This window comes from Nonomuraea sp. NPDC049637 (genome assembly GCF_040675235.1).
Taxonomy (GTDB): Bacteria; Actinomycetota; Actinomycetes; order Streptosporangiales; family Streptosporangiaceae; genus Nonomuraea.
On sequence record NZ_JBFAOM010000063.1, the window covers coordinates 22,379 to 47,119 of the forward strand.

25 protein-coding genes are annotated in these 24,741 nt (G+C 75.1%); 11 read left to right on the top strand and 14 right to left on the bottom strand.

Going from position 1 to position 24,741, the window contains the following annotated elements; translation table 11 throughout:
• Nucleotides 1–23: 23 nt before the first annotated feature.
• From AB0J71_RS45255 to AB0J71_RS45265, 3 genes are all read right to left on the bottom strand, one after another.
• Entirely contained in the window at nt 24–629 is a 606-nt protein-coding gene (locus AB0J71_RS45255; protein ID WP_352329479.1) for a sensor histidine kinase, read from the bottom strand.
• Nucleotides 626–1,297 carry a response regulator transcription factor gene (locus tag AB0J71_RS45260; RefSeq protein ID WP_364420368.1) on the bottom strand — a complete coding sequence of 224 codons (672 nt, stop codon included), beginning with the start codon at nt 1,295–1,297 and terminating at the stop codon, nt 626–628. The genes AB0J71_RS45255 and AB0J71_RS45260 overlap by 4 nt, the downstream gene beginning before the upstream one ends.
• A gap of 90 nt (nt 1,298–1,387) precedes the next feature.
• Entirely contained in the window at nt 1,388–1,927 is a 540-nt protein-coding gene (locus tag AB0J71_RS45265) for a hypothetical protein (protein WP_364420370.1), read from the bottom strand.
• Between the two features lie 260 nt (nt 1,928–2,187).
• On the opposite strand from AB0J71_RS45265, the gene AB0J71_RS45270 reads away from it, so the two are divergent.
• Entirely contained in the window at nt 2,188–3,063 is an 876-nt protein-coding gene (locus AB0J71_RS45270; protein ID WP_352330296.1) for a diacylglycerol kinase family protein, read from the top strand.
• 4 nt (nt 3,064–3,067) lie between these two features.
• Here AB0J71_RS45270 and atpB read toward each other — a convergent pair whose 3' ends face one another.
• The 5 genes from atpB to AB0J71_RS45295 all read right to left on the bottom strand — a co-directional run bounded on the left by atpB (nt 3,068) and on the right by AB0J71_RS45295 (nt 7,849).
• Nucleotides 3,068–3,844 carry a F0F1 ATP synthase subunit A gene (atpB, locus tag AB0J71_RS45275; protein WP_364420372.1) on the bottom strand — a complete coding sequence of 259 codons (777 nt, stop codon included), beginning with the start codon at nt 3,842–3,844 and terminating at the stop codon, nt 3,068–3,070.
• Between the two features lie 73 nt (nt 3,845–3,917).
• On the bottom strand, nt 3,918–4,511 hold the full coding sequence (locus AB0J71_RS45280) for a response regulator transcription factor (RefSeq protein ID WP_352330292.1): 594 nt from the start codon (nt 4,509–4,511) through the stop codon (nt 3,918–3,920).
• The gene (locus AB0J71_RS45285) at nt 4,508–5,677 is read right to left on the bottom strand and encodes a sensor histidine kinase (RefSeq protein WP_364420374.1); all 1,170 of its coding nucleotides are present in this window, start codon (nt 5,675–5,677) and stop codon (nt 4,508–4,510) included. Before AB0J71_RS45285 ends, AB0J71_RS45280 begins: the two co-directional genes overlap by 4 nt.
• A gap of 140 nt (nt 5,678–5,817) precedes the next feature.
• Nucleotides 5,818–7,149, bottom strand: coding sequence for an MFS transporter (locus AB0J71_RS45290; RefSeq protein WP_364420376.1), 1,332 nt, complete (start codon nt 7,147–7,149; stop codon nt 5,818–5,820).
• A 106-nt stretch (nt 7,150–7,255) separates the two neighbouring features.
• On the bottom strand, nt 7,256–7,849 hold the full coding sequence (locus tag AB0J71_RS45295; protein ID WP_364420379.1) for a winged helix-turn-helix domain-containing protein: 594 nt from the start codon (nt 7,847–7,849) through the stop codon (nt 7,256–7,258).
• 146 nt (nt 7,850–7,995) lie between these two features.
• On the opposite strand from AB0J71_RS45295, the gene AB0J71_RS45300 reads away from it, so the two are divergent.
• From AB0J71_RS45300 to AB0J71_RS45330, 7 genes are all read left to right on the top strand, one after another.
• Nucleotides 7,996–8,409 (top strand): nuclear transport factor 2 family protein, encoded by a 414-nt coding sequence (locus AB0J71_RS45300; RefSeq protein WP_364420381.1) that lies wholly within the window; start codon nt 7,996–7,998, stop codon nt 8,407–8,409.
• Nucleotides 8,410–8,571: 162 nt separating this feature from the next.
• The gene (locus AB0J71_RS45305) at nt 8,572–9,087 is read left to right on the top strand and encodes a 2Fe-2S iron-sulfur cluster-binding protein (protein ID WP_364420384.1); all 516 of its coding nucleotides are present in this window, start codon (nt 8,572–8,574) and stop codon (nt 9,085–9,087) included.
• Nucleotides 9,084–10,079 carry a xanthine dehydrogenase family protein subunit M gene (locus AB0J71_RS45310; protein WP_352330175.1) on the top strand — a complete coding sequence of 332 codons (996 nt, stop codon included), beginning with the start codon at nt 9,084–9,086 and terminating at the stop codon, nt 10,077–10,079. The genes AB0J71_RS45305 and AB0J71_RS45310 overlap by 4 nt, the downstream gene beginning before the upstream one ends.
• A gap of 107 nt (nt 10,080–10,186) precedes the next feature.
• The gene (pip, locus tag AB0J71_RS45315) at nt 10,187–11,158 is read left to right on the top strand and encodes a prolyl aminopeptidase (protein ID WP_364392232.1); all 972 of its coding nucleotides are present in this window, start codon (nt 10,187–10,189) and stop codon (nt 11,156–11,158) included.
• 107 nt (nt 11,159–11,265) lie between these two features.
• The gene (locus AB0J71_RS45320; RefSeq protein ID WP_364420386.1) at nt 11,266–11,940 is read left to right on the top strand and encodes a response regulator transcription factor; all 675 of its coding nucleotides are present in this window, start codon (nt 11,266–11,268) and stop codon (nt 11,938–11,940) included.
• Nucleotides 11,937–13,115 carry an ATP-binding protein gene (locus tag AB0J71_RS45325; protein ID WP_364420388.1) on the top strand — a complete coding sequence of 393 codons (1,179 nt, stop codon included), beginning with the start codon at nt 11,937–11,939 and terminating at the stop codon, nt 13,113–13,115. The genes AB0J71_RS45320 and AB0J71_RS45325 overlap by 4 nt, the downstream gene beginning before the upstream one ends.
• Before the next feature lie 98 nt (nt 13,116–13,213).
• Nucleotides 13,214–13,717 (top strand): DUF2690 domain-containing protein, encoded by a 504-nt coding sequence (locus tag AB0J71_RS45330; RefSeq protein ID WP_364420390.1) that lies wholly within the window; start codon nt 13,214–13,216, stop codon nt 13,715–13,717.
• A gap of 49 nt (nt 13,718–13,766) precedes the next feature.
• Here AB0J71_RS45330 and AB0J71_RS45335 read toward each other — a convergent pair whose 3' ends face one another.
• The 5 genes from AB0J71_RS45335 to AB0J71_RS45355 all read right to left on the bottom strand — a co-directional run bounded on the left by AB0J71_RS45335 (nt 13,767) and on the right by AB0J71_RS45355 (nt 20,916).
• Nucleotides 13,767–15,383 (bottom strand): serine/threonine-protein kinase, encoded by a 1,617-nt coding sequence (locus AB0J71_RS45335; RefSeq protein WP_364420392.1) that lies wholly within the window; start codon nt 15,381–15,383, stop codon nt 13,767–13,769.
• Nucleotides 15,384–15,454: 71 nt separating this feature from the next.
• Complete coding sequence (locus tag AB0J71_RS45340; RefSeq protein WP_364420394.1) at nt 15,455–18,244, bottom strand: FAD-binding and (Fe-S)-binding domain-containing protein; 2,790 nt, start codon at nt 18,242–18,244, stop codon at nt 15,455–15,457.
• Between the two features lie 20 nt (nt 18,245–18,264).
• Entirely contained in the window at nt 18,265–19,278 is a 1,014-nt protein-coding gene (locus AB0J71_RS45345) for an alcohol dehydrogenase catalytic domain-containing protein (protein WP_364420396.1), read from the bottom strand.
• The gene (locus tag AB0J71_RS45350; RefSeq protein ID WP_364420398.1) at nt 19,278–20,126 is read right to left on the bottom strand and encodes a fumarylacetoacetate hydrolase family protein; all 849 of its coding nucleotides are present in this window, start codon (nt 20,124–20,126) and stop codon (nt 19,278–19,280) included. Before AB0J71_RS45350 ends, AB0J71_RS45345 begins: the two co-directional genes overlap by 1 nt.
• Before the next feature lie 25 nt (nt 20,127–20,151).
• Entirely contained in the window at nt 20,152–20,916 is a 765-nt protein-coding gene (locus tag AB0J71_RS45355; protein WP_364420400.1) for an IclR family transcriptional regulator, read from the bottom strand.
• A 123-nt stretch (nt 20,917–21,039) separates the two neighbouring features.
• On the opposite strand from AB0J71_RS45355, the gene AB0J71_RS45360 reads away from it, so the two are divergent.
• The 3 genes from AB0J71_RS45360 to AB0J71_RS45370 are packed head-to-tail and all read left to right on the top strand — an operon-like array spanning nt 21,040 to nt 23,226.
• Nucleotides 21,040–22,416, top strand: coding sequence for an MFS transporter (locus AB0J71_RS45360; protein ID WP_352329088.1), 1,377 nt, complete (start codon nt 21,040–21,042; stop codon nt 22,414–22,416).
• Nucleotides 22,417–22,475: 59 nt separating this feature from the next.
• Nucleotides 22,476–22,907 carry an SRPBCC domain-containing protein gene (locus AB0J71_RS45365; protein ID WP_352329087.1) on the top strand — a complete coding sequence of 144 codons (432 nt, stop codon included), beginning with the start codon at nt 22,476–22,478 and terminating at the stop codon, nt 22,905–22,907.
• Between the two features lie 10 nt (nt 22,908–22,917).
• A complete protein-coding gene (locus AB0J71_RS45370; protein WP_352329086.1) occupies nt 22,918–23,226 on the top strand; it encodes a metalloregulator ArsR/SmtB family transcription factor in 309 nt (102 codons plus the stop codon).
• Nucleotides 23,227–23,246: 20 nt separating this feature from the next.
• Here the strand turns inward: AB0J71_RS45370 and AB0J71_RS45375 are convergent, their stop codons facing one another.
• The gene (locus tag AB0J71_RS45375; RefSeq protein WP_364420402.1) at nt 23,247–24,431 is read right to left on the bottom strand and encodes an MFS transporter; all 1,185 of its coding nucleotides are present in this window, start codon (nt 24,429–24,431) and stop codon (nt 23,247–23,249) included.
• Nucleotides 24,432–24,741: the final 310 nt, after the last annotated feature.

Sequence of the window (24,741 nt, forward strand, 5' to 3'; positions counted from 1 at the left end):
GTCGCGCCCTCATCGTTGGCGGGTCAGGTGGCCGGGGGCAGCGCGAGGACCAGCCGTACGCCGGGTCGCAGCGGCTCGGCGCGCACCGATCCGGCGTGCGCCTCGGCGATCTGGCGGACGATGGCCAGGCCGAGCCCCGAACCCGGCAGGGAACGGGCCGACTCGGCGCGGTAGAACCGGTCGAACACGAACGGCAGGTCGTGGGCCGCAATGCCCTCGTGCACCAGGGCCGGGGCCTGCGGGTCGGCCGTGCCGCGCCCCTCCTCCAGCAGCTCCAGGTTCGTGGTGAGGCTGGTCAGCGGCGTGCGCAGCTCGTGGGAGGCGTCGGCGACCAGACGCCGCTGGGCCAGCACCGATTCGCGCAGCGCGTGCGTCATCGTGGTGAACGAGCCGGCCAGGCGGGCCAGCAGCGTGTTGCCCACTGGGAGGGGCGTGGCCGGCAGCGGCGAGTCGGCGGTCTTCAGCGATTCCAGCAGCCGCGGCGCCTGCCCGGCGGCCCGCACCAGCTCCCCGTCGTGCTGGCCGGCCAGCCCCGCCGCGGCCGCCGGGTAGACCACCAGCGAGACCGCCAGCAGCGCGGCGGCCACCACGGCGGCGACCGTCAGCGCGACCCTGGTACGCAGCCTCACGGCTCCTCCCGCAGCACGTAGCCCAGGCCGCGGACGGTCTGGATCAGCCGCGGCTCTCCCCCGGCCTCCAGCTTGGCCCGCAGGTAGCTGATGTAGACCCACAACGCGTTGGACGACGGCCCGAAGTCGTACCCCCAGACCGAGTCGAAGATGACCTCGCGGCTGAGCACCCGGCCCGGGTTGCGCAGGAACACCTTCAGCAGGGGGTACTCGGTCCTGGTCAGGTCGAGCGGCCGGCCGCCGCGGCTGGCCCGGCAGGCGGCCGGGTCCAGCTCCAGGTCGGCGTGGCGGAGCAGCCCCTGCGCGGGCGCGCTGCGGCGCAGCAGCGCGCGCAGCCTGGCCCGCAGCTCCTCCAGCGCGAACGGCTTGACGAGGTAGTCGTCGGCGCCCGCGTCCAGGCCCGCGACCCGGTCGCCGACCAGGTCGCGGGCGGTGAGCATCAGGATCGGGGTGCGGTCGCCCGCGGCCCGCAGGCGGCGGCACACCTCCAGGCCGTCCAGGCCGGGCATCATGATGTCCAGCACCACCGCGTCCTGACGTCCGCCGCCGGCCGCCTCCAGGGCGCGCAGGCCGTCGGCGGCGACGCTGACGTCGTAGCCCTCGCGGGTGAGCGCGTGGGTCAGGGAGCGGCGGACCGCCTCGTCGTCGTCGGCAACAAGGACGTGCATGGTGCCACTCTCCCCTCCGCACCCCCGGCTGAGGAAGATCGGTGCCGGTCTCTATGCGGGCTCGGTGCCGGCCAGTGCGCGTTCAGATCTCTATGCGGGCTCGGTGCCGGCCAGTGCGCGTTTGACGTTCCGCAGCGCCTGCTCCAGGCGGTCCGGCGTGACGCCGAGATGTCCGGCCACCGCGCCGAACCCGGCCGAGTCCGGGTCCACGCGGCCCTTCTCCGTCAGGGCGTCCAGTTCCTTGACGGCGCGCAGGGCGCGGTCGTACCCGACGCCCAGCTCGGCCGCGAGCGCCTTGGCGAACGCCTCCCGGGAGAGGCCGTGGCCCTTCTTGTCCGGTTCACCGGGCTTTCCGCGCTGGTCCGTCTTCTCTGGGCCGCAGCCGGGCCCGCCGTCGCGCGGCTTCCCGCCGCCGGGGTCCTTCCGCACGTCGGTCCGCACGTCGGTCCGTACGCCGGCCTTGCCGTCGGCGGTCTTCGCGCCCGCGTGGTCCTTGGCCACGTCGGCGGGCGAGCAGGTCGAGGAGACCTGGGCGCACGGGCCGGCCGCCGCGGCCGGCGCCGCCCCGGAGGCGGCCAGCGTCAGGGCCGCCGCCGCCCCGAGGGCCAGCGCGGTCTTTCGTGGGTTCATGTCGGTTGCCCTTCTGGCGGCCGGTCCCCAGTGGCCCGGCCCGCTGCGGCCACTCAACCGCGGCCACCTTCACCCCACCGTCGGGGAACCTTAGGAACGCCATAGAAGCCGTCGGGCACCTTCAGGTACGCCGGAGAAGCGCGCCGCCGCGTCCCGCGCGCCCGCGCCGCCGCCCCGGGAACGGGTTCCGGCGGCGGGGCATTGTGGCAGGCGCCCGGGGAAGAGACCGATCCGCCCAGCGGAAGGGAAGGCGAGGACCCGTGAGACTTCTGGTGATCTGCAACCGGCAGGCCGGCGGCGTCGGCGACGACAGCACGCGGGAGGTGCTGCGGCTGCTGCGGGCGGAGGCCGACGTGCGGGTCTGCGACGGCGACGCGCGGGAGGCCGCGCGGTCGCACGACGACCGGGTCCCGGTGGTGCTGGGCGGCGACGGGAGCGTGCACGCGCTGGTCGCCGCGCTGCTGGAGCACGGCCGTCTGGACGCCGGCCCGGTCGGGCTGATCCCCATGGGCACCGGCAACGACCTGGCCCGCACGCTGGGCATCCCGCTCGACCCGGCCGAGGCGGCCCGCGTGGTGCTGGCGGGGCACGAGCGGCCCGTGGACCTGCTGATCGACGACGACGGCGGCATCGTGGTCAACGCCGCGCACCTCGGCGTGGGCGCGCACGCCGCCGAGCGGGCCGCGCCGCTGAAGCCGCTGCTCAGCCGGGCCGCGTACGCGGTGGGCGCGGTGCTGGCGGGCGCGGGGACGGGCGGATGGCGGCTGCGGATCAGGGTGGACGGCGCCCAGGTGTGCACCGGCCGCCGCCGGGTGCTGATGGCCGGCGTCGGGAACGGCGCCACGATCGGCGGCGGCACGCCGCTGGCCCCCGCGGCCCGGCCCGACGACGGGCTGGCCGAGGTGGTGGTCTCCTACGCCACCGGACCGCTGGCGCGGCTGGCCTTCGCCACCGGGCTGCGCCGCGGCCGGCACCCCGCCCGCCCCGACGTGCAGACCTTCCGGGGCAGGCGGATCACCGTGGCGGGCGGGCCCGTCCCGGCCAGCGTGGACGGCGAGCTGGAGCAGGTGGCGGAGCGGCGTACCTGGATCGTGCGGCCGGCCGCCTGGCGGGTTCTGGCGCCGCCCGCGTCCTGACCGGTCAGTGCTCCGGGTGCAGGGACTGGCCCAGGTACATGGCGGTGAGCATGGTGAACAGGTACGCCTGCAGGAACATGACGAAGATCTCGAACGCGGTCAGCAGGCACGTCATGAACACGCCCAGCACGCCCACCGCCACGCCGCCCACGGTCGGCCGCTCCACCAGGAACCAGTAGCCGACCGCGCTGAAGAAGGCCAGCAGCGTGTGCCCGGCGAACATGTTCGCGAACAGCCGCACGGCATGGGTGAACGGCGCGGTGACGAAGATGTAGAACAGTTCGAGCGGCGCGTACAGGGTGATGGCGAGGGCCTTGGGCAGTCCCTCGGGGAACATCGCGTTCCTGAGGTAGCCGGCCAGGCCCTGGTGCCTGAAGCCGAGGTAGAGCTTGAGCAGGTAGACCACCCCGGCCAGCACCCAGGGGAAGGCGACGTGGGCGGTGACCGGGAACTGGAGCAGCGGGATCACGCCCATCACGTTCCAGAGCAGGATCAGCAGGAAGAGCGTGAGCAGCAGCGGCATCCAGCGGTCGGCGTCGGCGCCCAGCGACGGGCGGGCGATCTGGTCGCGGACGAACAGGTAGGCGTACTCGCCCGCGTTCTGCAGGCCGCGCGGCACCAGCCTGGGCCGGGAGAAGGCGCCCCAGGCCAGCGCGCACACCACGAGCACGCCGGCGGCGGCCAGCAGCACCGGCTTGGTGAGCCAGAGCGGCGCGCCGTCCCACAGGGCGGGGTAGTCGAACAACTCCGGTCCGGGCGGGCGGAAGTCGTCGGAGGGCATGGCGAAGCTCCTCTTGAGGGGGTGGAAGTTGCGGGTGGTGCGGGGCTGCGTGGGGTCGCGGGATGGGCGGGGGTCAGAGCCAGCCGCGGGTCTCGGCCGCGCGGACGGCCTCGGCGCGGTTGCGCGCCCCCGTCTTGGTGATGGCCGAGGACAGGTAGTTGCGTACGGTGCCCTCGGTCAGGAACAGGGTGCGGGCGATGTCGGCGACGGTCGCGCCGCCGGAGGCGGTCCGCAGCACCTCGGCCTCGCGCTGGGTGAGCGGGCTCGGCCCGACGGTCAGGGCGGACACCGCCAGCTTGGGGTCGATCACCGTCTCGCCGGCCATCACCCGCCGCACGGCCGCGGTCAGCTCGGCCACCGGCGCGTCCTTGACCACGAACCCGGACACGCCCGCGTCGAGGGCGCGGCTGAGGTAGCCGGGCCGGCCGAACGTGGTGACGATGACCACCCGGTGGCCGCGCAGACGTTCGGCGACCTCCAGGCCCGACATTCCGGGCATCTCGATGTCGAGCAGGACCACGTCGGGGCGGTGCTCGGCCACCGCGGGCTCGACCAGGTCACCCCGGCCGACCTCGGCCACCACCTCGATGCCGTCCTCCAGGGCGAGCAGCGCGGCCAGGCCGCCCCGGACGAGGTCCTGGTCGTCGGCGATGAGGACGCGGATCATGGCAGCTCCAGGGGCACTCGGGCGTGCAGCCGGTAGCCGCCGCCGGGCAGCGGACCGGCCTCCAGACGTCCACCGGCGGCGGCGATCCGCTCGGCCAGCCCGGTCAGCCCGTTCCCTCCCACACCCCCGGAATCCGCGGCCGCTTCGGCTCCGGGGGTGGGGGCGTCTTCGGCGGATCCGGGGCCGTCGTCGCGGATCTCGACGGTGGCGGTGCGGGCGTCGACGGCGAGGTCGATGCGGCAGTGACGGGCGCGGCTGTGGCGTACGACGTTCGTGGCGGCCTCCCGTACGGTCCAGGCCAGCAGCGTCTCGGCGGCGGCCGGGACGGGCCCGCCGGCGGGCGAGACCGCCAGCCCGATCCCCGCCAGGTCCAGGCTGTGGGCCGCCGTGCGCAGCTCGCCCGACAACGAGGGGGCGCGGTAGCCGGCGACGGCGTGACGCACCTCGTCGAGCGCCTGGCGGGCGGCGCGTTCCACGTCGGCCATCTCGCGGGCGGCCCGTTCCGGGTCGGTGCGGGCCAGCCGGGCGGCGAGCTGGCTCCTGATGGTGATCGAGGTGAGCGTGTGGCCGAGCGTGTCGTGCAGGTCGCGGGCGAAGCGCAGCCGCTCGTTGTCCACGGCGAGCCGGGCGACGTGGGCGCGGGCGGCGTCGAGCCGGGCGACCATCTCGCCCAGGTGCTTCAGGCTGCCCACCGTCACCGCCTCGACCAGGATCACCAGCGGCACCCACCAGACCTGCTCGAACGGCCGCCCGTACGCCGTCAGCGCGGCCACCACCACGACCGTCGTCACCGCCGCCGACACGACGAAGGCGACCCGCGAAAGGCAGGCCGACAGGGCGCTGACCACGAACACGAAGCCGACGTAGGCCCATGGCGCCCGCAACACCGGCAGCAGCGCCAGCGCGGCGGCCACCAGCCCCACCGGCGTCCAGGTCAGGGCCGCCGCGCCCAGGGCGCTGAGCGCCCGCCACATGATCCGCAGCCAGCACGCCGCGAAGACCGCGACCGCCGCGACCACCCACACCAGGGCGAGCACGCCGGGACGCGTGGCGAAGAACGACCACAGCGGCCACCCCACCAGCAGCAGCCACACGCACGACCCGGCGCGCGCCGCCGTCCGGCCCCGGCCGAACTCCACCTCCCGCACCGCCGCGTCACCCGTCACAGGGCCCGACGGTAACGCCCGGCGGCCGGCGCGGCGACCGCCAGGGGGCGCCGTCCATGAGTCTCAGCATGGGACCAGCCTGCCGGGAGTGGTGGCGCCGGGTGTAGTGCCGACCGTCAGAGACGCCTCCATGACAAACGTCATGGCGCACTCGGTGGGGAAACGGCGCGCCGGAGGTGCGGGTGAGGTGTGCGGTTCGTCAGCACGAGCACGCCCGCGCCGACGAGCCCCGCCGCGTGCAGGCACAACGCGGGCACGACGCCGACGACCTCGCCGAGCACCCCGGCGGCCGCCATGCCGAGCAGCGAGGTGACGGCCTGGGCGCTCGCGAGCAGCCCGATCAGGCCGCCCCGGCGCTCGTCGGTGGTGGCCGTCTGGGCCAGCGTCGCGAACCCGGCCGTCGCCACGGCCGCCGGCAGCCCGGCCAGCGCGATGAGCACGAGGGCCGGCCACAACGCGTCTACAACGAGGGGGTAGGCGAACAGCGCCAGGTCGAGCAGGCCGAAGGCGACCGTGCCCCAGCCGAGAAGCGCCCGTGGCGCGGGGTCGCGCCGGTGCAGGGCCACGGCCAGCGCGCCGGCCAGCCCGCCGACCGCCTGCACCGACAGGAACAGCCCGTAGGCGTCGCCCCGGCCGCCCAGCACGTCGGCCACGAAGGGGGCGGCGAGCGTGGCGAAGATCCCCTCGCCCAACCCCGTGATCACCATGTACACGACCAGCAACCGGATGCCGGGGTTCCCCATCGCCAACCGCACCCCGGAGGCCCACTGGACGCGGACGGACGGCGCCCGCGCCACCACCGGCGACCTGGCCGGGACGCGCAGGGTCGCCTGCAGGACCGCGGAGATCATGAAGCTGGCCACGTCGAGCAGGACGATCGCGGGCAGACCGCCCGCCGTGACGGCGACGCCGCCCAGCATCGCCCCCAGCAGCCGGGCGAGCTGGCCGCTCTGGCCGTGCAGGGCGTTGGCCCGCACCAGCCTGGACGCGGGCACGAGCTGCGGGACGAGCGCCCGTTGCGCCGGGGCGAGCAGGGTGCCGAGCACGCCGGTCCACAGGGCGACGGCGTAGACGATCCAGACCTGGTCGGGGCCGCGTACCGCCAGCAGGGGCAGCAACCCGAGCCCGAGCAGCACGTCGGTGCCGACCAGCAACCGGCGGCGGTCCCAGCGGTCGGCCAGCACCCCGGCCACGGACCCGAGCAGGACGGCGGGCAGCCGGGAGACCAGCAGCATGATCGCGGTGGACAGGGTGGAGCCGGTCAGGCGGTAGACGTGGAACGCCAGCCCGGTGCTGATCACCCAGTCGCCCGTCTGGGACACGACGGACGCGACCAGCAACCGCCCGAACCCCCGCCCGCCGCCCGGCGACACCCACCCGCCACCGCCCCGCACCGGCCACCACCGCATCCCGGCCCGCCGCGCCGGCCACCACCGCAGGGCACCGTCCCGCGCCGGCCACCGACGAGCCACCCCCTCCCGGTCCGGCGGCTCCTCCACCGTCCGCCCACCGGCATGGCCAGTCTCCGCGGCCACCCGCCCACCGGCCTGGCCGGGCCCCGGGGCCGGGGGGCGTCGCTCAGTCACCGGAGGCCGTCGGGACGAGCGGGATGACCATCTGCGTCACCAGCACCGGCCGGGCCCCTTCGGGGCGGGCCGCCGCGTCGTCCACACGGGCCATCAGCGGCCGCAGCAGGTCGGCGACGGCCTCGCCGAGCGCCGTGATCTCCTGCGGCGTGACGTAGAGGTAGGAGTTGCCGATGCCGCCGACGCCCCGCCAGGGCTCCTCCTCGCCGCGCCGCGCCTCCTGCCACTCCACCAGCCGCGACAACGCCCGCTCGGCCAGGACCTGCTCCAGCAGGCTGCGGGCGGCCGACCGCTCGGCCCCGGCCACGTCGTCGTCCCACACCTGGACGCTCGCGGTCACCTTCCAGGGCCGCTCCCGCTCGTCGCGCGCCTCGGCCTGCTCCACCAGGCCGTATTTGGCCAGCTGCCGCAGGTGGTAGGAGGCCAGCGCCTGGCTGATCCCGACCTCGCGGGCGGCGTCGGCGGCGGTGGTCGCCCCCGACCGCAACAGCAGCTCGTGCAGCGCCAGCCGGACCGGATGGGCGAACGCCCGCATCGCGGCCGGATCGTCGAGCACCAGCCGCCGCCCCGCGGATTCCAAAGACATGCTTGGAATGTTCGGCCACCGGCACCCGCGATGTCAAGGATTCCTTTGGAATGCCGCCGGACTGGCGCCGGCATGCCGCCGGGATACCGCCGGCGGTTACCTCCGGGGTAATCGACGGCATTCAGGCGGGCCGGAAGACTGGGCGCATGGAGAGGGACACGCGGGGCATCGTGCAGGAGTTGTTGCGGCGGATCGGCGAGGGCGATCCGGAGCGGGTGGCGGAGTTGTTCGCCGAGCCGGTCGACTGGCGGCTCAGCTGGCCCGTCGAGGGGCATCCGGCGGTGCCGTGGATCCGGCCCCGGTCCGGGCGGGCCGAGGTGGCCGAGCACTACCGTTCGCTGGGGGCGCATCACGTGCCGGAGCTGAACGGCACTACGGTGCGGCAGATCCTGGTCGACGGGCCGGACGCCGTGGTGCTGGGGCAGACCGTGCGGGCGACCGGCGTCTCCTACACCACGCCGTTCGCGCTGCACCTGACCGTCGAGGACGGGCTGATCACGCGCAACCACATCTACGAGGACAGCCTGACGGTCGCGGCGGCCATGACCGCCACAGGATGAGCCCGCAGGAAGGGCGCGCGGCCGACGGCGGGATCCTCGCCCGATGATCCGCATTCGGCAATGCCCGCCACCGTTTTGCCCCTCGACCGGCGCACGGACCGCGCCGCCCCGCCCGGCCCGGGTTACGGTGATCGCCACAGCCCGTACGGCCGGAGGGATGGGATGGACGGCCGCGCCCCGCTCCCCCTGCGCGTCAACGGCCGGCCGCACGAGCCGCCGGCGGACCCGCGCGTGTCCCTGCTCGACTTCCTGCGCGACCATCTCCGGCTGACCGGCACGAAGAAGGGCTGCGACCAGGGGGCCTGCGGCACCTGCACCGTCCTGGCCGACGGCCTGCGGGTCTACGCGTGCCTGCTGCTGGCCGTCCAGTGCGAGGGGATGGAGATCGTCACCGTCGAGGGGCTGGCGGACGACGAGGTGGGGGCGCGGGTGCAGGAGGCGTTCGTCCGGTACGACGCCCTGCAGTGCGGATACTGCACGCCCGGCCAGGTCTGCTCGGTCACCGGCCTGCTGGCCGAGCTGCGGGACGGCGTGCCCAGCGCGGCGACGCCCGACCTGACCGCTCCCCCGCGCGAGCTGACCGACGCCGAGCTCGGCGAACGCATGGCGGGCAATCTGTGCCGGTGCGGGGCGTACCACCACATCGCCGCCGCCGTCCGGGAGGTCGCCGCGAGGTGAGGGAGTTCGCCTACCTGCGGGCGTCCAGTGTGGCGGAGGCCGTCGCCATGATGGCCGCGACGCCGCCGGACGGCGGCCCGGCCCGCTACCTGGCCGGCGGGACGAACCTCGTCGACCTGATGCGGGAGGAGGTCGAGCGGCCGGGCCGGGTGGTGGACATCTCGCGCCTGCCGCTGTCGGCCGTCGAGGACCTGCCCGGCGGCGGGCTGCGGCTCGGCGCGCTGGCCGGCAACACCGAGGTCGCAGCCGACCCGCGGGTGCGGCGGCGCTATCCGGTGCTCGCCCGCGCCATCCTGGCGGGCGCCTCGCCGCAGCTGCGCAACCGCGCGACCGTGGGCGGCAACCTGCTGCAGCGTACGCGCTGCCGCTACTTCTACGACACCGCCGCCGCCTGCAACAAGCGGGTGCCCGGCGCGGGGTGCGACGCACTGGAGGGGTTCAACCGCGCGCACGCCGTCCTGGGGGCGAGCCCGAGCTGCGTCGCCGTCCACCCCTCGGACCTGTGCGTGGCCCTGGCCGCCCTCGACGCGACCGTCAACCTGACGGGGACGCGGGGGTCGCGCAGCGTGCCGTTCACCGGCTTCCACGTCCTGCCCGGCCGGACGCCGCAGGTGGAGACCGTGTTGCGGGACGGCGAACTGGTCACGAGCGTGGACCTGCCGCCCGCCCCGCCGGGGCGCGGGGCGTACGCGAAGGTCAGGGACCGGGCCGGGTTCGCCTTCGCGCTGGTGAGCACGGCCGTGCTGCTGCACGTCGAGGACGGCCGGATCGTGTTCGCGCGGGTCGCGCTCGGCGGGGTGGCGCACAAGCCGTGGCGCGCCCACGCCGCCGAGGACCTGCTGACCGGCGCCGTCCCGGACGCGTCCGCCTTCGCGCGGGCCGCCGGCGTGGCGCTGGCCGAGTCCCGCCCGCTGCGGCACAACGCCTTCAAGCCGGTCCTGGCCGCCCGGCTGCTGCGCCGCACGCTCACCGAACTCGCGCGCCCGCCATGAAACGCCCCCACCCGTGCGAACCGCCCGCACTCGCCCGAACCAGCCGCACTTGTGTGAATCGGCCGCGCGCCGGGCGGCCGGGGCGAGTAGGTCTGGTAGCCATGACGCTGATGACGTTCTACCCGCCCGTCGAGCCCTACGAGAGCGGCCTGCTCGACGTCGGCGACGGCCAGGAGATCTACTGGGAGACCTGCGGCGACCCCGGCGGCAAGCCGGTCGTGCTCCTCCACGGCGGCCCCGGCGGCGGGCTGCTGCCGGTGCAGCGCCGGTTCTTCGACCCCGGCGCCTACCGGATCGTCCTGTTCGACCAGCGCAACTGCGGGCGCAGCCGTCCGCACGCCGCCGACCCCGGGGTGTCGCTGGCCGCCAACACCACCTGGCACCTGGTCGCGGACATGGAGCTGCTCAGGCAGCGGCTCGGGATCGACCGCTGGCAGGTGTTCGGCGGTTCGTGGGGCGCGACCCTGGCCCTGGCGTACGCGCGCCGCCACCCGAGCCGGGTGACCGAGCTGGTGCTGCGCGGCGTCTACCTGGCGAGCGCAGCCGACGAGGCGTGGGCGTTCACCGGTTCAGGGGCGGCCCGGCTGTTCCCGGCGGAGTGGGCGGCCTTCCGCGACGCGATCGCGCCGGCCGAGCGGGACGACCTGCTCGGCGCCTACCACCGCCGCCTGTTCGACCCGGACCCGGAGGTGCACCTGCCGGCGGCGCGGGCGTGGGCGGCGTGGGAGCTGGCGGCCAACACGCTGCTGCCCGCGCCTCCCCCTCCGCTGACGGACCGGGAGGTGCTGGGCTTCGCCCGGATCGAGGCGCACTACTTCACCCGGCGCTGCTTCCTGCGGGAGGGCGAGCTGCTCGACGTGGCGGCGATCAGGGACGTACCCTGCGTCATCGTCAACGGCCGCTACGACATGAAGACGCCGCCCGACGCCGCCTGGGAGCTGCACCGCGCCTGGCCCGAGGCCGAGCTGCGGATCGTCGAGGACGCCGGCCACGGCGGCGCCGAACCCGGCACGCTGCACGAGCTCGTCAGGGCCACCGACGGCTACCGTCCGAAGGCCCGTGCACCACAGGATTCATGATCTACAATACGAATTTGTAGTGGCTTTGCGGGACTTGCTGGTCTTGCACACTTCTGCTCACCGTTGTTGACATGTCACCTCGTTCGCAGCCCGCCGCGGAGCAAGACGTGATCCGGATCGCCGTGATCGACGACCACGAGCTGATCCGCCATGGGCTGGAGTACCTCCTGCACCGGCACGAGGACCTGCAGGTGGTGCTGCGGGGCTCGTCCGTCGGGGACCTGCGCGGCTTCGACGCCGGGTACGACGTGCTGATCCTCGACCTCTACCTGGCCGAGGACCGGCCGTGCCTGGCCGCGGTCAAGGAGCTGTCGGCCGTCACGCGGGTCCTCATCGTGTCGGCCTCCGGACGGCCCGCCGACGTGCTGGCGGCGATCCGCTGCGGCGCCAACGGGTACGTCACCAAGGACGCCCCCTCCGAGCTCATCGTCGCCGCCGTGCGCACGGTCGCCGCGGGCGGCTTCTACCTGTCGGCGGGCCTGGCCGACATCCTGCAGAGCGAGCTGGACGAGAACACCCGCCCGCCCGCCGGGGCCGACGGCTCGGAGGAAGGCGGGGACGGCGGCGGCGACGCCCGGCCCCGGCTGTCGGCCCGCGAGGAGGAGACCCTGTCCTACATCGCCCAGGGCTTCACCCACGCCCAGGTGGGCCGCCGGATGGGCGTCAGCAAGGCCACGGTGGACACCTACGTCGAGCGCATCAGGGCCAAGCTGCAGGTCGGCAACAAGGCCGAGCTCACGCGCGCGGCGCTCAACCGGCTCGAACGCCGCGACCGGCCGTGAGCCGCCCGCCGCGCCCGCCCGGGACGGCGGTCGCCGGCATGGAGCGCAGCCGGGCCCTCACCATGGTGGTCGTCCGGGTGGGCGCGCTGGTGTTGTGCGGGTCGCTGGAGGTGCTGGGCGACGGGCGGTGGCTGACGCTCGGGCCGCTGCCGTACCTGCTGGGGGCGATGGGCGCGGTCAGCCTGCTGGTGTGCGTGGTCACGGCGGCCCGCGCCGCGCTCGCGCCGCGCGCGCTGCTCTGCGCGGACCTCGGCCTGGTGACGGCGGCGGTGCTGGCCGCCGGTCACTACGCCGGCTCGCGGGTGACCGACGGCTGGCCGGGCACGGTCCTGCCGTACGTGCTGCTCGTCGGCATCATGGCCGGCATCTCCTTCCGCACGTTCCCCGTCGTGCTGGCGTGGACGGCGGCGCTGGGCGGCGCGCTGGTCCTCGGGTACGTGCAGGCGGACCTGCCGTGGTGGGCCGGGTTGCCGCACGTCGCCGGGCTGACGACGAACGCCACGATGGCCGCGTACGTCATGCGCATCCTGTTCAGGACCGCCGGCGACCTGGACCGGGCCAGGGCGGAGGAGCTGCGCCGCTCGGCGCAGCTGTCGCAGGAGCGCGAGCGCGGCAGGACGGCCCGCGTGCTGCACGACCGGATCCTGCAGACCATGGAGGCGCTGACCCGCGACGGCTGGATCGCCGACGACTCGGTCAGGGCGCGGGTGGCGGAGGAGTCGCAGTGGCTGCGCGCGTTCCTGCGCGGCGACGACGGCGATCCGGCCGAGGACGTCGTGGCCGCCCTGGAGGAGGTCGTGCGGCAGGCGGTCGGCAGCGGGCTGCGGGTGGAGTTCAATGCGGGCCGGCTGCGTTCGGCGCCGGAACGCGAGGGCATGCCGGCCGAGGTCGTCGAGGCGCTGAGCGGCATCCTGCGCGAGGCGCTGACGAACGTGCGCAAGCACGCGGGCGTGCGGCACGCCGTGGTGCGGGCCGAATGCCGGTCCGGGACGCTGGCGCTGAGCGTGCTCGACCACGGCAGCGGCTTCGACCCGGACGCGCCCACGACCGGCCTCGGCATCGCCCGTTCCATCCGGGAGAGCGCCCGCGCGGTGGGCGGCAGCGCCGACGTCGAGACCGCTCCCGGCGAGGGCACGCTGGTGTCGGTGCGCATCCCGCTGCCGTCGGGCGAATGACGTCCCGCCAACGCACCACAGGCCGCATGACAGATCCGGGCGGGCCGGCCGGTCCACAATCGTGCCGACGAACCCGATCTCTCCCTGGAGGTGGCGGCATGCGATCACACCGGACGGCGGCCGTGCTGGCGGCGGCCCTGGCCCTGTTCCCGGTCACGGCGGCGGCAGCGGACGACGGCCCCGCGAACGGCCGTCCGGCCGCCCGGAGCTGCTCCGGCACGGCCTGCGACGGCAAGGATCCGGCGCTGACGGGCTGCACGACGGGCTCCTCCACCGTGGCGTCCAGGTGGGTCCGGGCCTTCGGCGGCTACCTCGAACTGCGGTACGGCCCCGGCAAGGACGGCACCTGCCAGGTCAACTGGGCCAGGTTCACCAAGCGGGGGCAGGGCGCGGACTACAACGTGTGGGTGGAGCGCAGGCCGGTCGGCCGCTCGGCCGGCTACGACGACAAGAGCCTCACCCAGTATTCGGGCGGCGACGAGGGCACCGGGGTCATCTACTCCGACCAGGTCTACGCGCCCGAGGTCCCGGCGCGGGCCTGCGTCGAGCCCGCCCGCGGCCGCCGCGCCGCCGGCTCGCCCGTCTGCACGGACCCCGTCTGACCCGGCTCGCGCGCCTCCCGCCGGTGGGGGGCGGGAGGCGCGCCGTGGATCAGCCGAAGCCGTCGGGGCACAGGAAGCTCTTGATCGACGCGGGCGCGCTCGCCACCAGCGCCGGGCGGCCCTCCAGGGAGCAGAAGTTGCTGCCGATGTTCGCGTCGAGGAACCGGGAGGCGTTCCGCCGGGCGATCAGGTCGATGGCGCCGACGCTCGGGGAGGACAGCTCGGCGGCGACCCAGGAGCCGACGCAGCGCTTGCGCGCGACCACGGCGTCCTGCGGGAGGCTGCCGCCGTTCAGCGCGGCGGCCTCGCGCAGGATCGAGCCCGAGGAGGCGCACGGGAACGTGCGGGGCCTGCTCTTGGTGGGCGTCTGCTCGGGCGTCTCCTCCGGCGTCTCCTCGGAGGTGTCGGTCTCGGTCGGGGTGTCTTCCGGGGTGTGGCTCTCCTCGGGGGTCTCGCTCTCCTGCGGGGTGTCCGTCGGGTCCGGGCCCGCGGAGGTGGCGGGCGGGCCGGTGGCGGAGGAGGTGGGTCCGTCGTCCGGGGACGGCAGCGCCTGCGGCGTGCCGGCCGCGTTGAGCGCGAACGCCGCGCCGACCCCCACGACGGCGACGACCGCGACCACGGCGGCCGCCACCGGCCACGACCGCGCCCGCCCCCCGGACGAAGGCCGCCTCAGCGGTCCTCCCCCGCCGGACGAAGGAGGCCTCAGCGGTCCTTCCCCGCCGGACGAAGGCGGCCTCAGCGGTCCTTCCCCGCCGGACGGGGGCGGCGGGGTCAGGGGCAGGGTGCCGGGCGGAGGCGGCGGGGGTGTCAGGGGAAGCGTGCCGGACGGGGGCCGCGGCAGGAGGAGCGTGCCCGACCGGAGCGCGCCGAGCAGCTCCGCCGACCCCGGACGCGCCGCCCTGTCCTTGGCGAGCGCCGCCCGGACCAGGTCGCGCACGTCCTCGGGCACCCCGGACAGGTCGGGATCGACGCTCATGACCCGGTAGGCGAGCACGTCGGGCGCGCCCATGCCGAACGGCGGCCGCCCGGTCGCGGCGTAGACCATCAGCGCGCCCCAGGCGAAGACGTCGGCGGCGGCGTCGGCCTGGTCGCCCCGGTACTGCTCGGGGCTGATCCAGCCGGGCGAGCCGATGAGCGCGCCGGTGCCGGTCAGGCCGCTCTCGTCGAGGGCGCGGGCGATCCCGAAGTCGAGCACCTTCGCCCCGGACCCGGCCAGGATCACGTTGCCCGGCTTGAGGTCGCGGTGGACGATCCCGGCCCCGTGGATGTCGGTGAGCGCCTCGGCGATGTCCGCCCCGAACGCCACCAGGTCGTCCGGCGGCAGCGGCCCGTGGTCGCGTACGTGCTCGGTCAGCGTGGGGCCGGGCACGAACTCGGTGGCCAGCCACGGCGGCGAGGCGGCGGTGTCGGCGGACAGGACCGCGACCGTGCACCGCCCGCGCACCCGCGACAACACCTCGACCTCGCGCACGAACCGGTCGTGGAAGTGCGGGTCGGCGGCCAGCCCCGGATGGATGACCTTGACCGCGACCCGCCCGCCGTCGGGCGCGACCCCGGCGTAGACCACGCCCATGCCGCCCGCGCCCATGCGGCCCACGATCCGGTAGGGACCGATGCGCTCGCGTTCGTCCATCTCCAGGGGGCCGAAGCCGCCGGGGTCGCTCATCGTGCTCCCGATCGCCGGATCTTCGCAACAGCGACGATCTTATTGACACATCGGTGTAAAGCGCGCCCCCCTCAGGCGGTTGCCTCGTCGAGGAGCTCCAGGAGATGCCGGTAGGTCTGACCGGTGGCGCGGGTCAGGCCCAGCTCGCAGGTGCGGTTGACCGAGGCGTGCGCCGCGCAGCCCGCCTCGGCCACGGAGGCGGCCTCGGCGCGGGTGGCCGAGGCGGTCAGCTCGGGGTGCAGCAGGCCGCGGTCGCCGGCGAAGCCGCAGCACTGCCATCCGTCCGGGATCACGACCCGCTCGGCGACCGCCTCGGCGACGCGGGCGACGGCGGCGTCCAGGCCGAGCCGGGTGGAGGAGCAGGTCGGGTGGAGCGCCAGCGACGGCAGGCGGCGCGCCCGCGGCAGGCGGGGCAGGACGTGCTCGGCGGTGAAGGCGACCGCGTCGCCCACCTGGAGGCCGGGCACCAGGTGGGCGTAGCCCTCGGTGCAGGAGGCCGCGTCGCTCACCACGGGCAGCCGGCCGCCGTCGGTGGCCCGCGCGAGCACGTCACGGACGCGCTCGCCCATGGCCTCGTGGCCGCCGGCGAAGCCCTTGGACGACCACGGGGTGCCGCAGCACAGGCTCGCGATCTTCTCCGGGACGTGCAGCCTCAGCCCGGCGCGGGCGGCCAGGCGCTGGAAGGCGGTCATCACGCCGGGACCGCCGTCCGCGGGGGCGAACAGCGTGTTCAGGCAGGACGGCAGGTAGACGGCGTCGGCGTCGTCCGCCGGGGACGGGCGCCGCCTGGCGCCGCCGCGCGGCAGGTCGCGGCTCCACCGCGGGACGTCGTCGGCCCCGGCCAGGGCGCGGGCGGCGCGCGAGGCGGCCTCGGGGAGCGCGGGCGGGACCGCGGCGGCGGTGTCGAGGGCCAGGTTCATCGCGCGGGTGACGCCGTCCCAGTGGCGGGCGGCGCTCGTCCAGGCGCGCTCGGCGGCGCGGCCGTGGCGCTCGGCGCGCAGGCGTTTGGTCAGGTCGCCGGTGTTGATGAGGACGGGGCAGGCGGTGGCGCACATGCCGTCCACGGCGCAGGTGTCCACGGCGTCGTAGGCGTAGGCGTCCGCCAGCTCGCGGGCCAGGGCGTGGTCGCCGGCCGCCTGGGCCGCGGCCAGCTCGCGGCGCAGCACGATGCGCTGGCGCGGCGTGGTGGTCAGGTCGCGGCTGGGGCAGACGGGCTCGCAGTAGCCGCACTCGACGCAGCGGTCGACCTCGGGCTCGACGGTGACGACGGTCTTGAGGTCGCGCAGGTGGGCCTGCGGGTCGTCGGTGAGGACGACGCCGGGGTTGAGCGTCCCGGCCGGGTCGCACAGGCGTTTGACCTCGCGCATCACCTCGTACAGCTCGTCGCCGTACTGGCGGCGCACGAACGGGGCCATGACGCGGCCGGTGCCGTGCTCGGCCTTCAGCGTGCCGCCCCTGGCCAGGACGGCCTCCACCATGTCCTCGGTGAACTGGGCGTAGCGGTCGAGCTCGGTGGCGAACCGCTCGTTGAGCATGAAGTGCAGGTTGCCGTCCTTGGCGTGGCCGAAGACGACGCTGCGCTCGTAGCGGTGCTCGGCGAACAGCCGGGTCAGGTCGTCGCACAGGTCGGCCAGCGCGGGCACGGGGACGGCGACGTCCTCCAGCAGGGCGGTGGTGCCGCTGGGGCGGGCGCCGGCGACGGTGGCGTACAGGCCCTTGCGGATGTGCCACAGCGCGGCCCGGCCGCCGGCCTCCCTGCTCAGCCGGGCGGGGGCGGCCAGGCGCAGCCCGGCGAAGACGCGCTCGGCGGCCCGCTCCCGCTCGGTGAGCACTTCGGCGTCGGACTCCTGCCATTCGACCAGCAGCGCGGCGTGTTCGGCGACGGCCATCGCGCGCAGCGTCTCGTCGGCCTTCGGGTCGGTCTGGGCGACGCGCAGGGACTCGGCGTCCAGCAGCTCGACGGCGGCGGGACCGGCCGCGACCAGCTCCGGGACCGTGGCCATCGCCTCGCGCAGCGTCGGGAAGACGAGCAGGCCGGTGGCGGCCAGGCGGTGGGCGGGGACGGTGCGGAAGACGGCCTCGGCGACGAAGCCGAGGGTGCCCTCGCTGCCGATGACCAGGTGCGCGAGGATCTGCGCCGGGCCGTCGTGGTCGAGGAAGCTGTTCAGGCCGTAGCCCATGGTGTTCTTCAGCGAGAACTGGTCCTGGACGCGCCGCACCGAGCCGGGGTTGCCGCGGACGCGGTCGCGCAGCCGTTCCAGGCCGGCCGCGAGGTCGGGTTCCAGGGCGTGCAGCCGCTCGTCGGCGTCGGGGGCGCCGGTGTCGAGGACGGTGCCGCTCGGCAGCACCAGCGTCATCGACTCCAGCGTCCGGTAGGTGTTGGCGTGCGTGCCGCAGGTCATGCCGCTGGAGTTGTTGGCCACGACGCCGCCGATCGTGCAGGCCGACTCGCTGGCCGGGTCGGGGCCGAGCTTGCGCCCGTAGGGGGCCAGGCGGGCGTTGACCTGCCGCAGCACCGCGCCGGGCTGGACCCGTACCCGGGCGCCGTCGTCGAGCACCTCGATCGAGCGGAAGTGCCGGCGGGTGTCCACGAGCAGGTGCTCGCTGACGCCCTGGCCGCTGAGGCTGGTGCCGCCGGAGCGGAAGGTCAGCGGCAGGCCGGTGCGCAGCAGCGCGGCGACCTGGCCGGCGCTCTCGGCCACCAGCACGGCCTGCGGGGTCAGCAGGTAGTGGGAGGCGTCGTGGGCCATGCCGAGCCGGTCGCTGGCGCGGGCGCGGGTGATCCCCGGGACGGCCGTCTCGACCGCCGCCAGGACGGCGGCGTCCGGCGCGTTCAGCCGTCGCGGTTCACGGTGGGTCATGCTCGTGCTCTCTTCCAGGTTCATTGCCGGGGATCGATGTGGATCTTGGGCCCCGGGCCGGCGCCGGGCGGTCGCCGTCCGGCCAGCACGCCGGCCGTCTCGGCGAGCCCGACCGTGGCGGCCACCAGCGGACGGGCGTCCACCGAGCCGCCGGCGTAGGCGTCGATGGCCCCGGCCAGCCCCGCCGAGCCGCCCAGGACGCCGACCGCGGTGACGTCCTTGAGCACCAGCTCGCGGGTGTCGAGCGTGGACGGGGTGCCGGCCAGGCCGATGTAGACGACGCGGCGGGCGGGTTCGGCCAGGCCGAGGGCGAGCGCGGGCATCGCGGCGGCGTTGGTGGCGTCGATGACGGCGTGCCAGGGCAGGCCGGGCAACGTCGCGCGGGTCCAGGCGTGCCGGAACCCGAGGCCCGCGGCCAGGCGCAGGTCGGGTTCGGCGCGGCCCATGAGGTGCACCTCGGCGCCGCCGGCGCGCGCGAACAGCGCGGCCAGCAGGCCGATCGTGCCCGTGCCCAGAACCAGCAACCGCTCCCCCGCCTCCAGCGCCGCCGCGCGGACGGCGCGTAAGGCGTTGCCACCGGGCTCGACCAGCGCGCCCGAGGTAGCGTCCACCGTATCGGGCAGCCGGTGGAGCGCCGCGACCGGGACGGCGAGCCGCTCGGCCAGCGCTCCCGCGGCGCCCCGGCTGATGCCGAGCTCGGCCAGGTCGGGGCACACGTGGTGGCGGCCCTGGCGGCAGCGGTCGCAGCGCCCGCAGCCGAGCATGGTGTCGCCGACGACCCGCCGCCCCAGCCACGACGGGTCCACGCCCGCGCCCAGCTCCGCGACGCGCCCGCACCACTCGTGGCCGGGGCGCAGCGGGTAGCGGGAGCGGCCGGTGCGCAGGTAGCTCATCCCGCCGCTGAACAGCTCCATGTCGGTGCCGCACACGCCGGCGCGCTCGACGTCCACGACCACCTGGCCGGGCCCCGCCGAGGGGGGCTCGACCTCCTGGACCTCGGCCGCGCCCGGCCCGGTCAGGACGAGCGCCCGCACTACCGGGGCTCCACGACCCGCTGGCGCTGGCTGCCGAGCCCGTCGATGCCGAGCTCCATGACGTCGCCCGGCCGGAGCCAGATCTGCGGGTCGTGGCCCATGCCGACGCCGGGCGGGGTGCCGGTGTTGATCAGGTCGCCGGGCTCCAGCACCATGAACTGGCTCAGGTGGTGCACGATGACGTACGGGTCGAAGATCATCGTCTTGGTGCTGCCGGTCTGGCGGCGCACGCCGTTGACGTCCAGCCACATGCCCAGGTTCCGGACGTCGGCCAGCTCGTCGGGGGTGACCAGCCAGGGGCCGGCCGGGTTGAACGTCTCGGCCGACTTGCCCTTGCTCCACTGGCCGCCGCGTTCCATCTGGAAGGCCCGCTCGCTGACGTCGTTGACCACGCAGTAGCCGGCGATCGCGGCCGCGGCCTCCTCGGGCGAGTCGAGGTAGGAGGTGCGGCGGCCGATCACGATGCCGAGCTCCACCTCCCAGTCGGTCTTGGTGGCGCCGCGCGGGATGCGCACGTCGTCGTACGGGCCGACGAGGGTGTTGGGCGACTTGGTGAACAGGATCGGCTCGGCGGGCACGGCCTGGCCGGTCTCGGCGGCGTGGTCGCTGTAGTTCAGGCCGATGCACAGGATCTGGTGCGGGCGGGCGATCGGCGCGCCGACGCCCTCGCCGGCGAACGCCTGCCGCGGGCCGGCGGCCACCCGCTCGGCGAGCAGGGCGGGGCCGCCCGCGGCGAAGAAGCGCTCGTCGAAGTCGGGGGTGAGGTCGGAGACGTCGACGTAGTGGTCGGCGTCCACGCGGACGACCGGCTTCTCGGCGCCGGGCGCGCCGATGCGCATGAGGTACAAGGGGTTCTCTCCGGTTCTGTGCGGGTCAGGGAAGGTGGCGCCCGGCGACGACGGCGCGGATGGCCGGCACGTCCTCGACGAGCACGCTCAAGGGGGTGCGGTAGGCCAGGCCGCTGATGCTGACCGCGCCGCTCGGCACGGTGGGCGAGGTCAGGTACGCCGGGACGGCCACGCAGTTGACGCCCGGCTCGTTCTCCTGGTCGTCGGCCGCGTAGCCCTGCTCGCGGACGCGTACCAGCTCGGCGTGCAGTTCCTCCGCGGTGCCGATCGAGCGTTCGGTGGGCCGCTCCAGCCGCCGGTCGCCCACCCAGGTGCGCACCGCGGCCTCGTCCGTCAGCGTCTGCGCCAGCAGCATCTTGCCGACGGCGGTGCAGTGGGCCGGGTTGCGCCCGCCGACGACCGAGGTGAGCCGGACCGCGCCGGACGGCGGGTCGAGCTTGGACCGGTAGACCACCGACGTGCCCTCCAGCACCGCGTAGTGCACGGTCTCGCCGTAGCGGTCGCACAGCGCCTTGAGCATCGGGGTGACCCGGACGTGGTCGGGCCGGGCCTCGTGGTGGGCGAAGGCCATGCGCAGGAACTCGTCGCCGAGCACGTACCGGCCGTGGCCGTTCTGGACGGCGAGCCCGGCGCGGCGCAGCGCGGCCAGGGCGCGGTGGGCGGTCGGCTTCGGGCTGGACACGGCGCGGGCCATCTCCTCCAGGCCGATCCCGTCGGGGTGCCGGGCGAGCTCGGCCAGCACGGCCAGCACGCGGTCGGCCCCCACCAGCTTGGCGTCACCGTCGGACATGTTCCGAAGGTTAGACCACCGTTCCGGAAAACGGAAGTTTGCCGCGATCGAGCCCGGCGTTGACGCAACCAATTGGTTGCCATAGTGTGGCAACCGTTCGGTTGCTACTAATGAGAGGCCGCCATGAGTGTTCCTGTCGCGACCGTCGAGGCCGCCCCGCCGCGCCTCGACGGCAGACAGCGGTTGATCGCGTTCGTCCTGCTCGGCGCCGGTTTCATGCTGGCGGTCGACTTCTCGATCCTGAATGTCGCCCTTCCCCAGACCGGCGCGGGCGTCGGGCTGAGCCCGGCCCAGTGGCCCTGGATCACCTCGGCGTACGCGCTGCCGGCGGCCGGGTTCACCCTGGTGTTCGGCCGCACGGCCGACCTGTTCGGCCGGCGGAGGCTGTTCCTGGCCGGCATGGTGGTGCTGGCCGGGGCCTCCCTGCTCGGCGGCTTCGCCGGCGGGCCCGCGACGCTCCTGACCGCCCGGGTGCTGCAGGGCCTGGCCACGGCGATGACGGTCCCCGCCGCGTTGTCGCTGCTCACCACCACCTTCCAGGAGGGCCCGCTGCGCGCCCGCGTCCTCGGGCTGAACGGCGCCCTGCTGTCCGGCGGCTTCACCGTCGGCGCGCTGCTCGGGGGCGCCCTGGTCAGCCTGCTGAGCTGGCGGGCGGCGTTCCTGTTCAACGTGCCCGTGGCGGTGGCGATCGTGGTGCTGGCGCCGTTCCTGATCCGGGAGAGCGTGCTGCCGGAGCGGGTGCGGCTCGACCTGCCCGGCGCGGTCACGGTGACCGGCGGCCTGCTGGCGGTGATCTACGCGGCCGTCGAGACGAACCTCCTGGCGGCCGTCGCGGGCGTGCTGCTGCTGGGCGCGTTCTGGCTGATCGAGCTGCGCGCGCCCGCGCCGCTCGCGCCGGTGCGCATCCTGCGGCGGCCCACGGTGAAGTGGGGCAACTTCGCCGGGTTCGTGATCTTCACGATGGAGCCGGCCATGATCTTCCTGGTGACGGTGTACCTGCAGCGGGTGCTGGGCCTGTCGCCGCTGGTCACCGGCCTGGTGTTCGGCATCCCCGGGCTGGCCTCGGTGGTCGCCGGGGTGATCGCCGGGCGGTTCGTCGGACGCCACGGCAGCCGCCGCGTCCTGGTCGCCGGCATGACGGTCCAGGCGCTGGCGACGCTTCCCGCCGTCTTCCTCGGGACCGGCTGGACGGTTCTGGCGATCCTCGTCCCCGCGCTGTTCGTCGGCTTCTTCGGGCACGTCACCGCGATCGTCGCCTACACCGTCACCGGCACCTCGGGCCTGCCGGACGAGGAGCAGGGGCTGGCGACCGGGCTGACGTCGATGACGCAGCAGGTGGCCGTCACCGTCGGCATCCCGCTGCTCGGCGCGGTCGCCGCCACGCGCGCCGGGGAACTGGCGGGAATCCGCCTGGCCCTGCTCGTGGACGTCGCGGTGACACTGGCCGCCGTCGTCCTCGTCTCCTACGGCCTGCGCCGGCACCCGCGGCCGGAGCGGTGACCGTCCACCTGCCGCCACAAGGTGTGGCACCCTTTTCCCTGCTGCATATGGAGGTTGTCATGGGATTCCCCGATCGGGTCGAGCGGACCCTCGAGCTCGCCCAGCCGCCGGCCAAGGTGTGGGCGGCGCTCACCACCCCCGAGGGGCTGGCCGCCTGGTTCGGCCAGGAGGCGGCGATCGAGCTGCGTCCCGGCGGGCCGGCGCGGCTGAGCTGGAGCCACGGGCACACCGTCGACCTGCGCGTGGAGCGCGTGGAGGAGCCGTCGGTGTTCGGCTTCACGTGGCCGGTCTTCGGCATGCCGGAGGGCGATCCGCGCCGCACGTACGTCGAGTTCACCCTCGAACCGGCCGGCACGGGCACCCGGCTGACCGTCGTCGAGACCGGCTTCGCCCAGTTGCCGGACGACCACCACCGCAAGGCGTACGACGCCCACTCCGAGGGGTGGGCGAGCGAGCTGGGCGAGCTGGTCGGGCACCTTGCCGCCGCCTGACATCGAGGCGGTGGCCGAGCAGGTCTTCGTCGCCCTGGCCGACCCGAGCCGGCGCGCCGTCCTGGCCGAGCTGGCCGCCCGGGGCCCGGCCACGGCGACCGACCTGGCCGCCCGCCTGCCGATCACCCGGCAGGCCATCGCCAAGCACCTGACGCTGCTGGGCGAGGCCGGTCTGGTGACGGCCGAGCCCGGTGAGCGCCGTCGCGTCCGCTACCGGCTGCGCTCGGCTCCGATGCGGGTGGCCCAGCAGTTCCTGGCCGCGCTGGCCAGCGACTGGGACGGCCGCCTCGACGCCCTGCGCGACCACCTCGACGGCTGACCGCCCGTCCCCTCCCCCGCTCACGCGGCCCGGCGGGGACGGGTGAGCCAGGAGAACGACCCGGCCATCACCAGCGCGACCAGCCCGCCCGCGACCATCGCGGCCGAGACCGAGAAGCCGTCGACGACCGTGCCGCCCAGCAGCGCGCCGAGGGCGAAGGTCGCCTGGAACGACGAGGTGAACACGACGGTCGCCGCCTCCGGCGCGCCGGGCGCGGCCCGCAGGAACCACGTCTGGGAGCAGACCGGCACGCCCCCGTAGGCCAGCCCCCACACCACCAGCAGCACGACCGCGCCCGCCGGCGAGGTTCCGGCCAGCGGCAGCAGCGCGGTGGCCGCCGCGATCAGACCGCCGCAGACGGCGAAGGCCAGGCGGGGGGCCGTGGCCACCATCCGGCCGGCCAGGAAGTTGCCCGCGATGCCCGCCGCGCCGTAGGCCAGCAGGACGGCGCTGACGGCGGCCGGGGGCAGGCGGGTGACGTGCTCCAGGAACGGCGTGACGTAGGTGTAGGTGCCGAAGTGCGCCAGCACGACGAGGAACGTGCCCAGCAGGGCGATCCCGGTGCCGCGCACCCGCAGCAGGTCCAGTAGGACGCGCGCGCCGGTGACCTGACGGGCCGGCAGCGGCGGCAGCACGCGCAGCAGCGCGACCAGCACGAGGACCGAGAGCCCGGCCAGGACGAGGAACGCCGTCCGCCAGCCCGCCAGGTGCCCGATGAAGGTCCCGGCCGGCACGCCGAGCACCGAGCCCAGCGGCACGGCCGAGAAGATCACCGCCGTCGCGGTGCCCACGGCGGCCGGCGGCACCAGCCGGGACGCCAGCCCCGCCGCGATCGACCAGAAGCCGCCGATGGTGAGCCCGACGAGCACCCGCGAGGCCAGCACCACCCAGTAGGCCCCGGCCACGGCCGCCAGCACGTCGGCGGCGGCCAGCACCGCCATCAGGACGCAGAGCATCACCCGGCGGTCCAGCCGGGCGGTGGCCACGGTCAGCACGGGCGCCGCGACGGCGGCCACGAAGCCGGGCAGCGTCATGGTCAGCCCCGCGGTGCCGTCGGTGACGCGGAAGTCGGCGCCGATGGTCGTCAGCAGGCCGATGGGCAGGATCTCGCTGGTGACGATGGCGAAGATGCCGAGGGTGATCGAGGCGACCGCGAGCCAGGAGGTCAGCGGCGGGCGCGGCGGGGCGAGGGTGGTGGTGGCCATGGTTCCGTTTCCAGGACAGGGGTTGATCTACGGCGAACCAGCCAACCAGCCACGACGTCCCCGGCACCGGCCGATTTCGGACCACACCGTCAACCGCCCCCGGACCACGCCGTCATCCGCCGCGCCCCCGGCCGCGCCGTCAGTCGGCGTGCAGCGCGGTGCGCAGGCCGGCGAGCAGGTCGGGGGTCGCGGCGCCCGGCGTCCTGAGCCGGACCGAGAACAGCCGCCCGTTCCACCGGGCCGGGACGCGGTACCGGCCGGAGACGGGCAGCCCGAGGTCGTGGCCGAGCCGCAGCCCGGCCCCGCCGTG

Coding starts and splice junctions, on each gene's coding strand:
- AB0J71_RS45260 (WP_364420368.1), bottom strand. CDS start 1,297: ATGCACGTCCTTGTTGCCGACGACGACGAGGCGGTCCGCCGCTCCCTG.
- AB0J71_RS45265 (WP_364420370.1), bottom strand. CDS start 1,927: ATGAACCCACGAAAGACCGCGCTGGCCCTCGGGGCGGCGGCGGCCCTG.
- atpB (WP_364420372.1), bottom strand. CDS start 3,844: ATGCCCTCCGACGACTTCCGCCCGCCCGGACCGGAGTTGTTCGACTAC.
- AB0J71_RS45280 (WP_352330292.1), bottom strand. CDS start 4,511: ATGATCCGCGTCCTCATCGCCGACGACCAGGACCTCGTCCGGGGCGGC.
- AB0J71_RS45295 (WP_364420379.1), bottom strand. CDS start 7,849: ATGTCTTTGGAATCCGCGGGGCGGCGGCTGGTGCTCGACGATCCGGCC.
- AB0J71_RS45300 (WP_364420381.1), top strand. CDS start 7,996: ATGGAGAGGGACACGCGGGGCATCGTGCAGGAGTTGTTGCGGCGGATC.
- AB0J71_RS45305 (WP_364420384.1), top strand. CDS start 8,572: ATGGACGGCCGCGCCCCGCTCCCCCTGCGCGTCAACGGCCGGCCGCAC.
- AB0J71_RS45330 (WP_364420390.1), top strand. CDS start 13,214: ATGCGATCACACCGGACGGCGGCCGTGCTGGCGGCGGCCCTGGCCCTG.
- AB0J71_RS45335 (WP_364420392.1), bottom strand. CDS start 15,383: ATGAGCGACCCCGGCGGCTTCGGCCCCCTGGAGATGGACGAACGCGAG.
- AB0J71_RS45340 (WP_364420394.1), bottom strand. CDS start 18,244: ATGACCCACCGTGAACCGCGACGGCTGAACGCGCCGGACGCCGCCGTC.
- AB0J71_RS45355 (WP_364420400.1), bottom strand. CDS start 20,916: ATGTCCGACGGTGACGCCAAGCTGGTGGGGGCCGACCGCGTGCTGGCC.
- AB0J71_RS45360 (WP_352329088.1), top strand. CDS start 21,040: ATGAGTGTTCCTGTCGCGACCGTCGAGGCCGCCCCGCCGCGCCTCGAC.
- AB0J71_RS45365 (WP_352329087.1), top strand. CDS start 22,476: ATGGGATTCCCCGATCGGGTCGAGCGGACCCTCGAGCTCGCCCAGCCG.
- AB0J71_RS45375 (WP_364420402.1), bottom strand. CDS start 24,431: ATGGCCACCACCACCCTCGCCCCGCCGCGCCCGCCGCTGACCTCCTGG.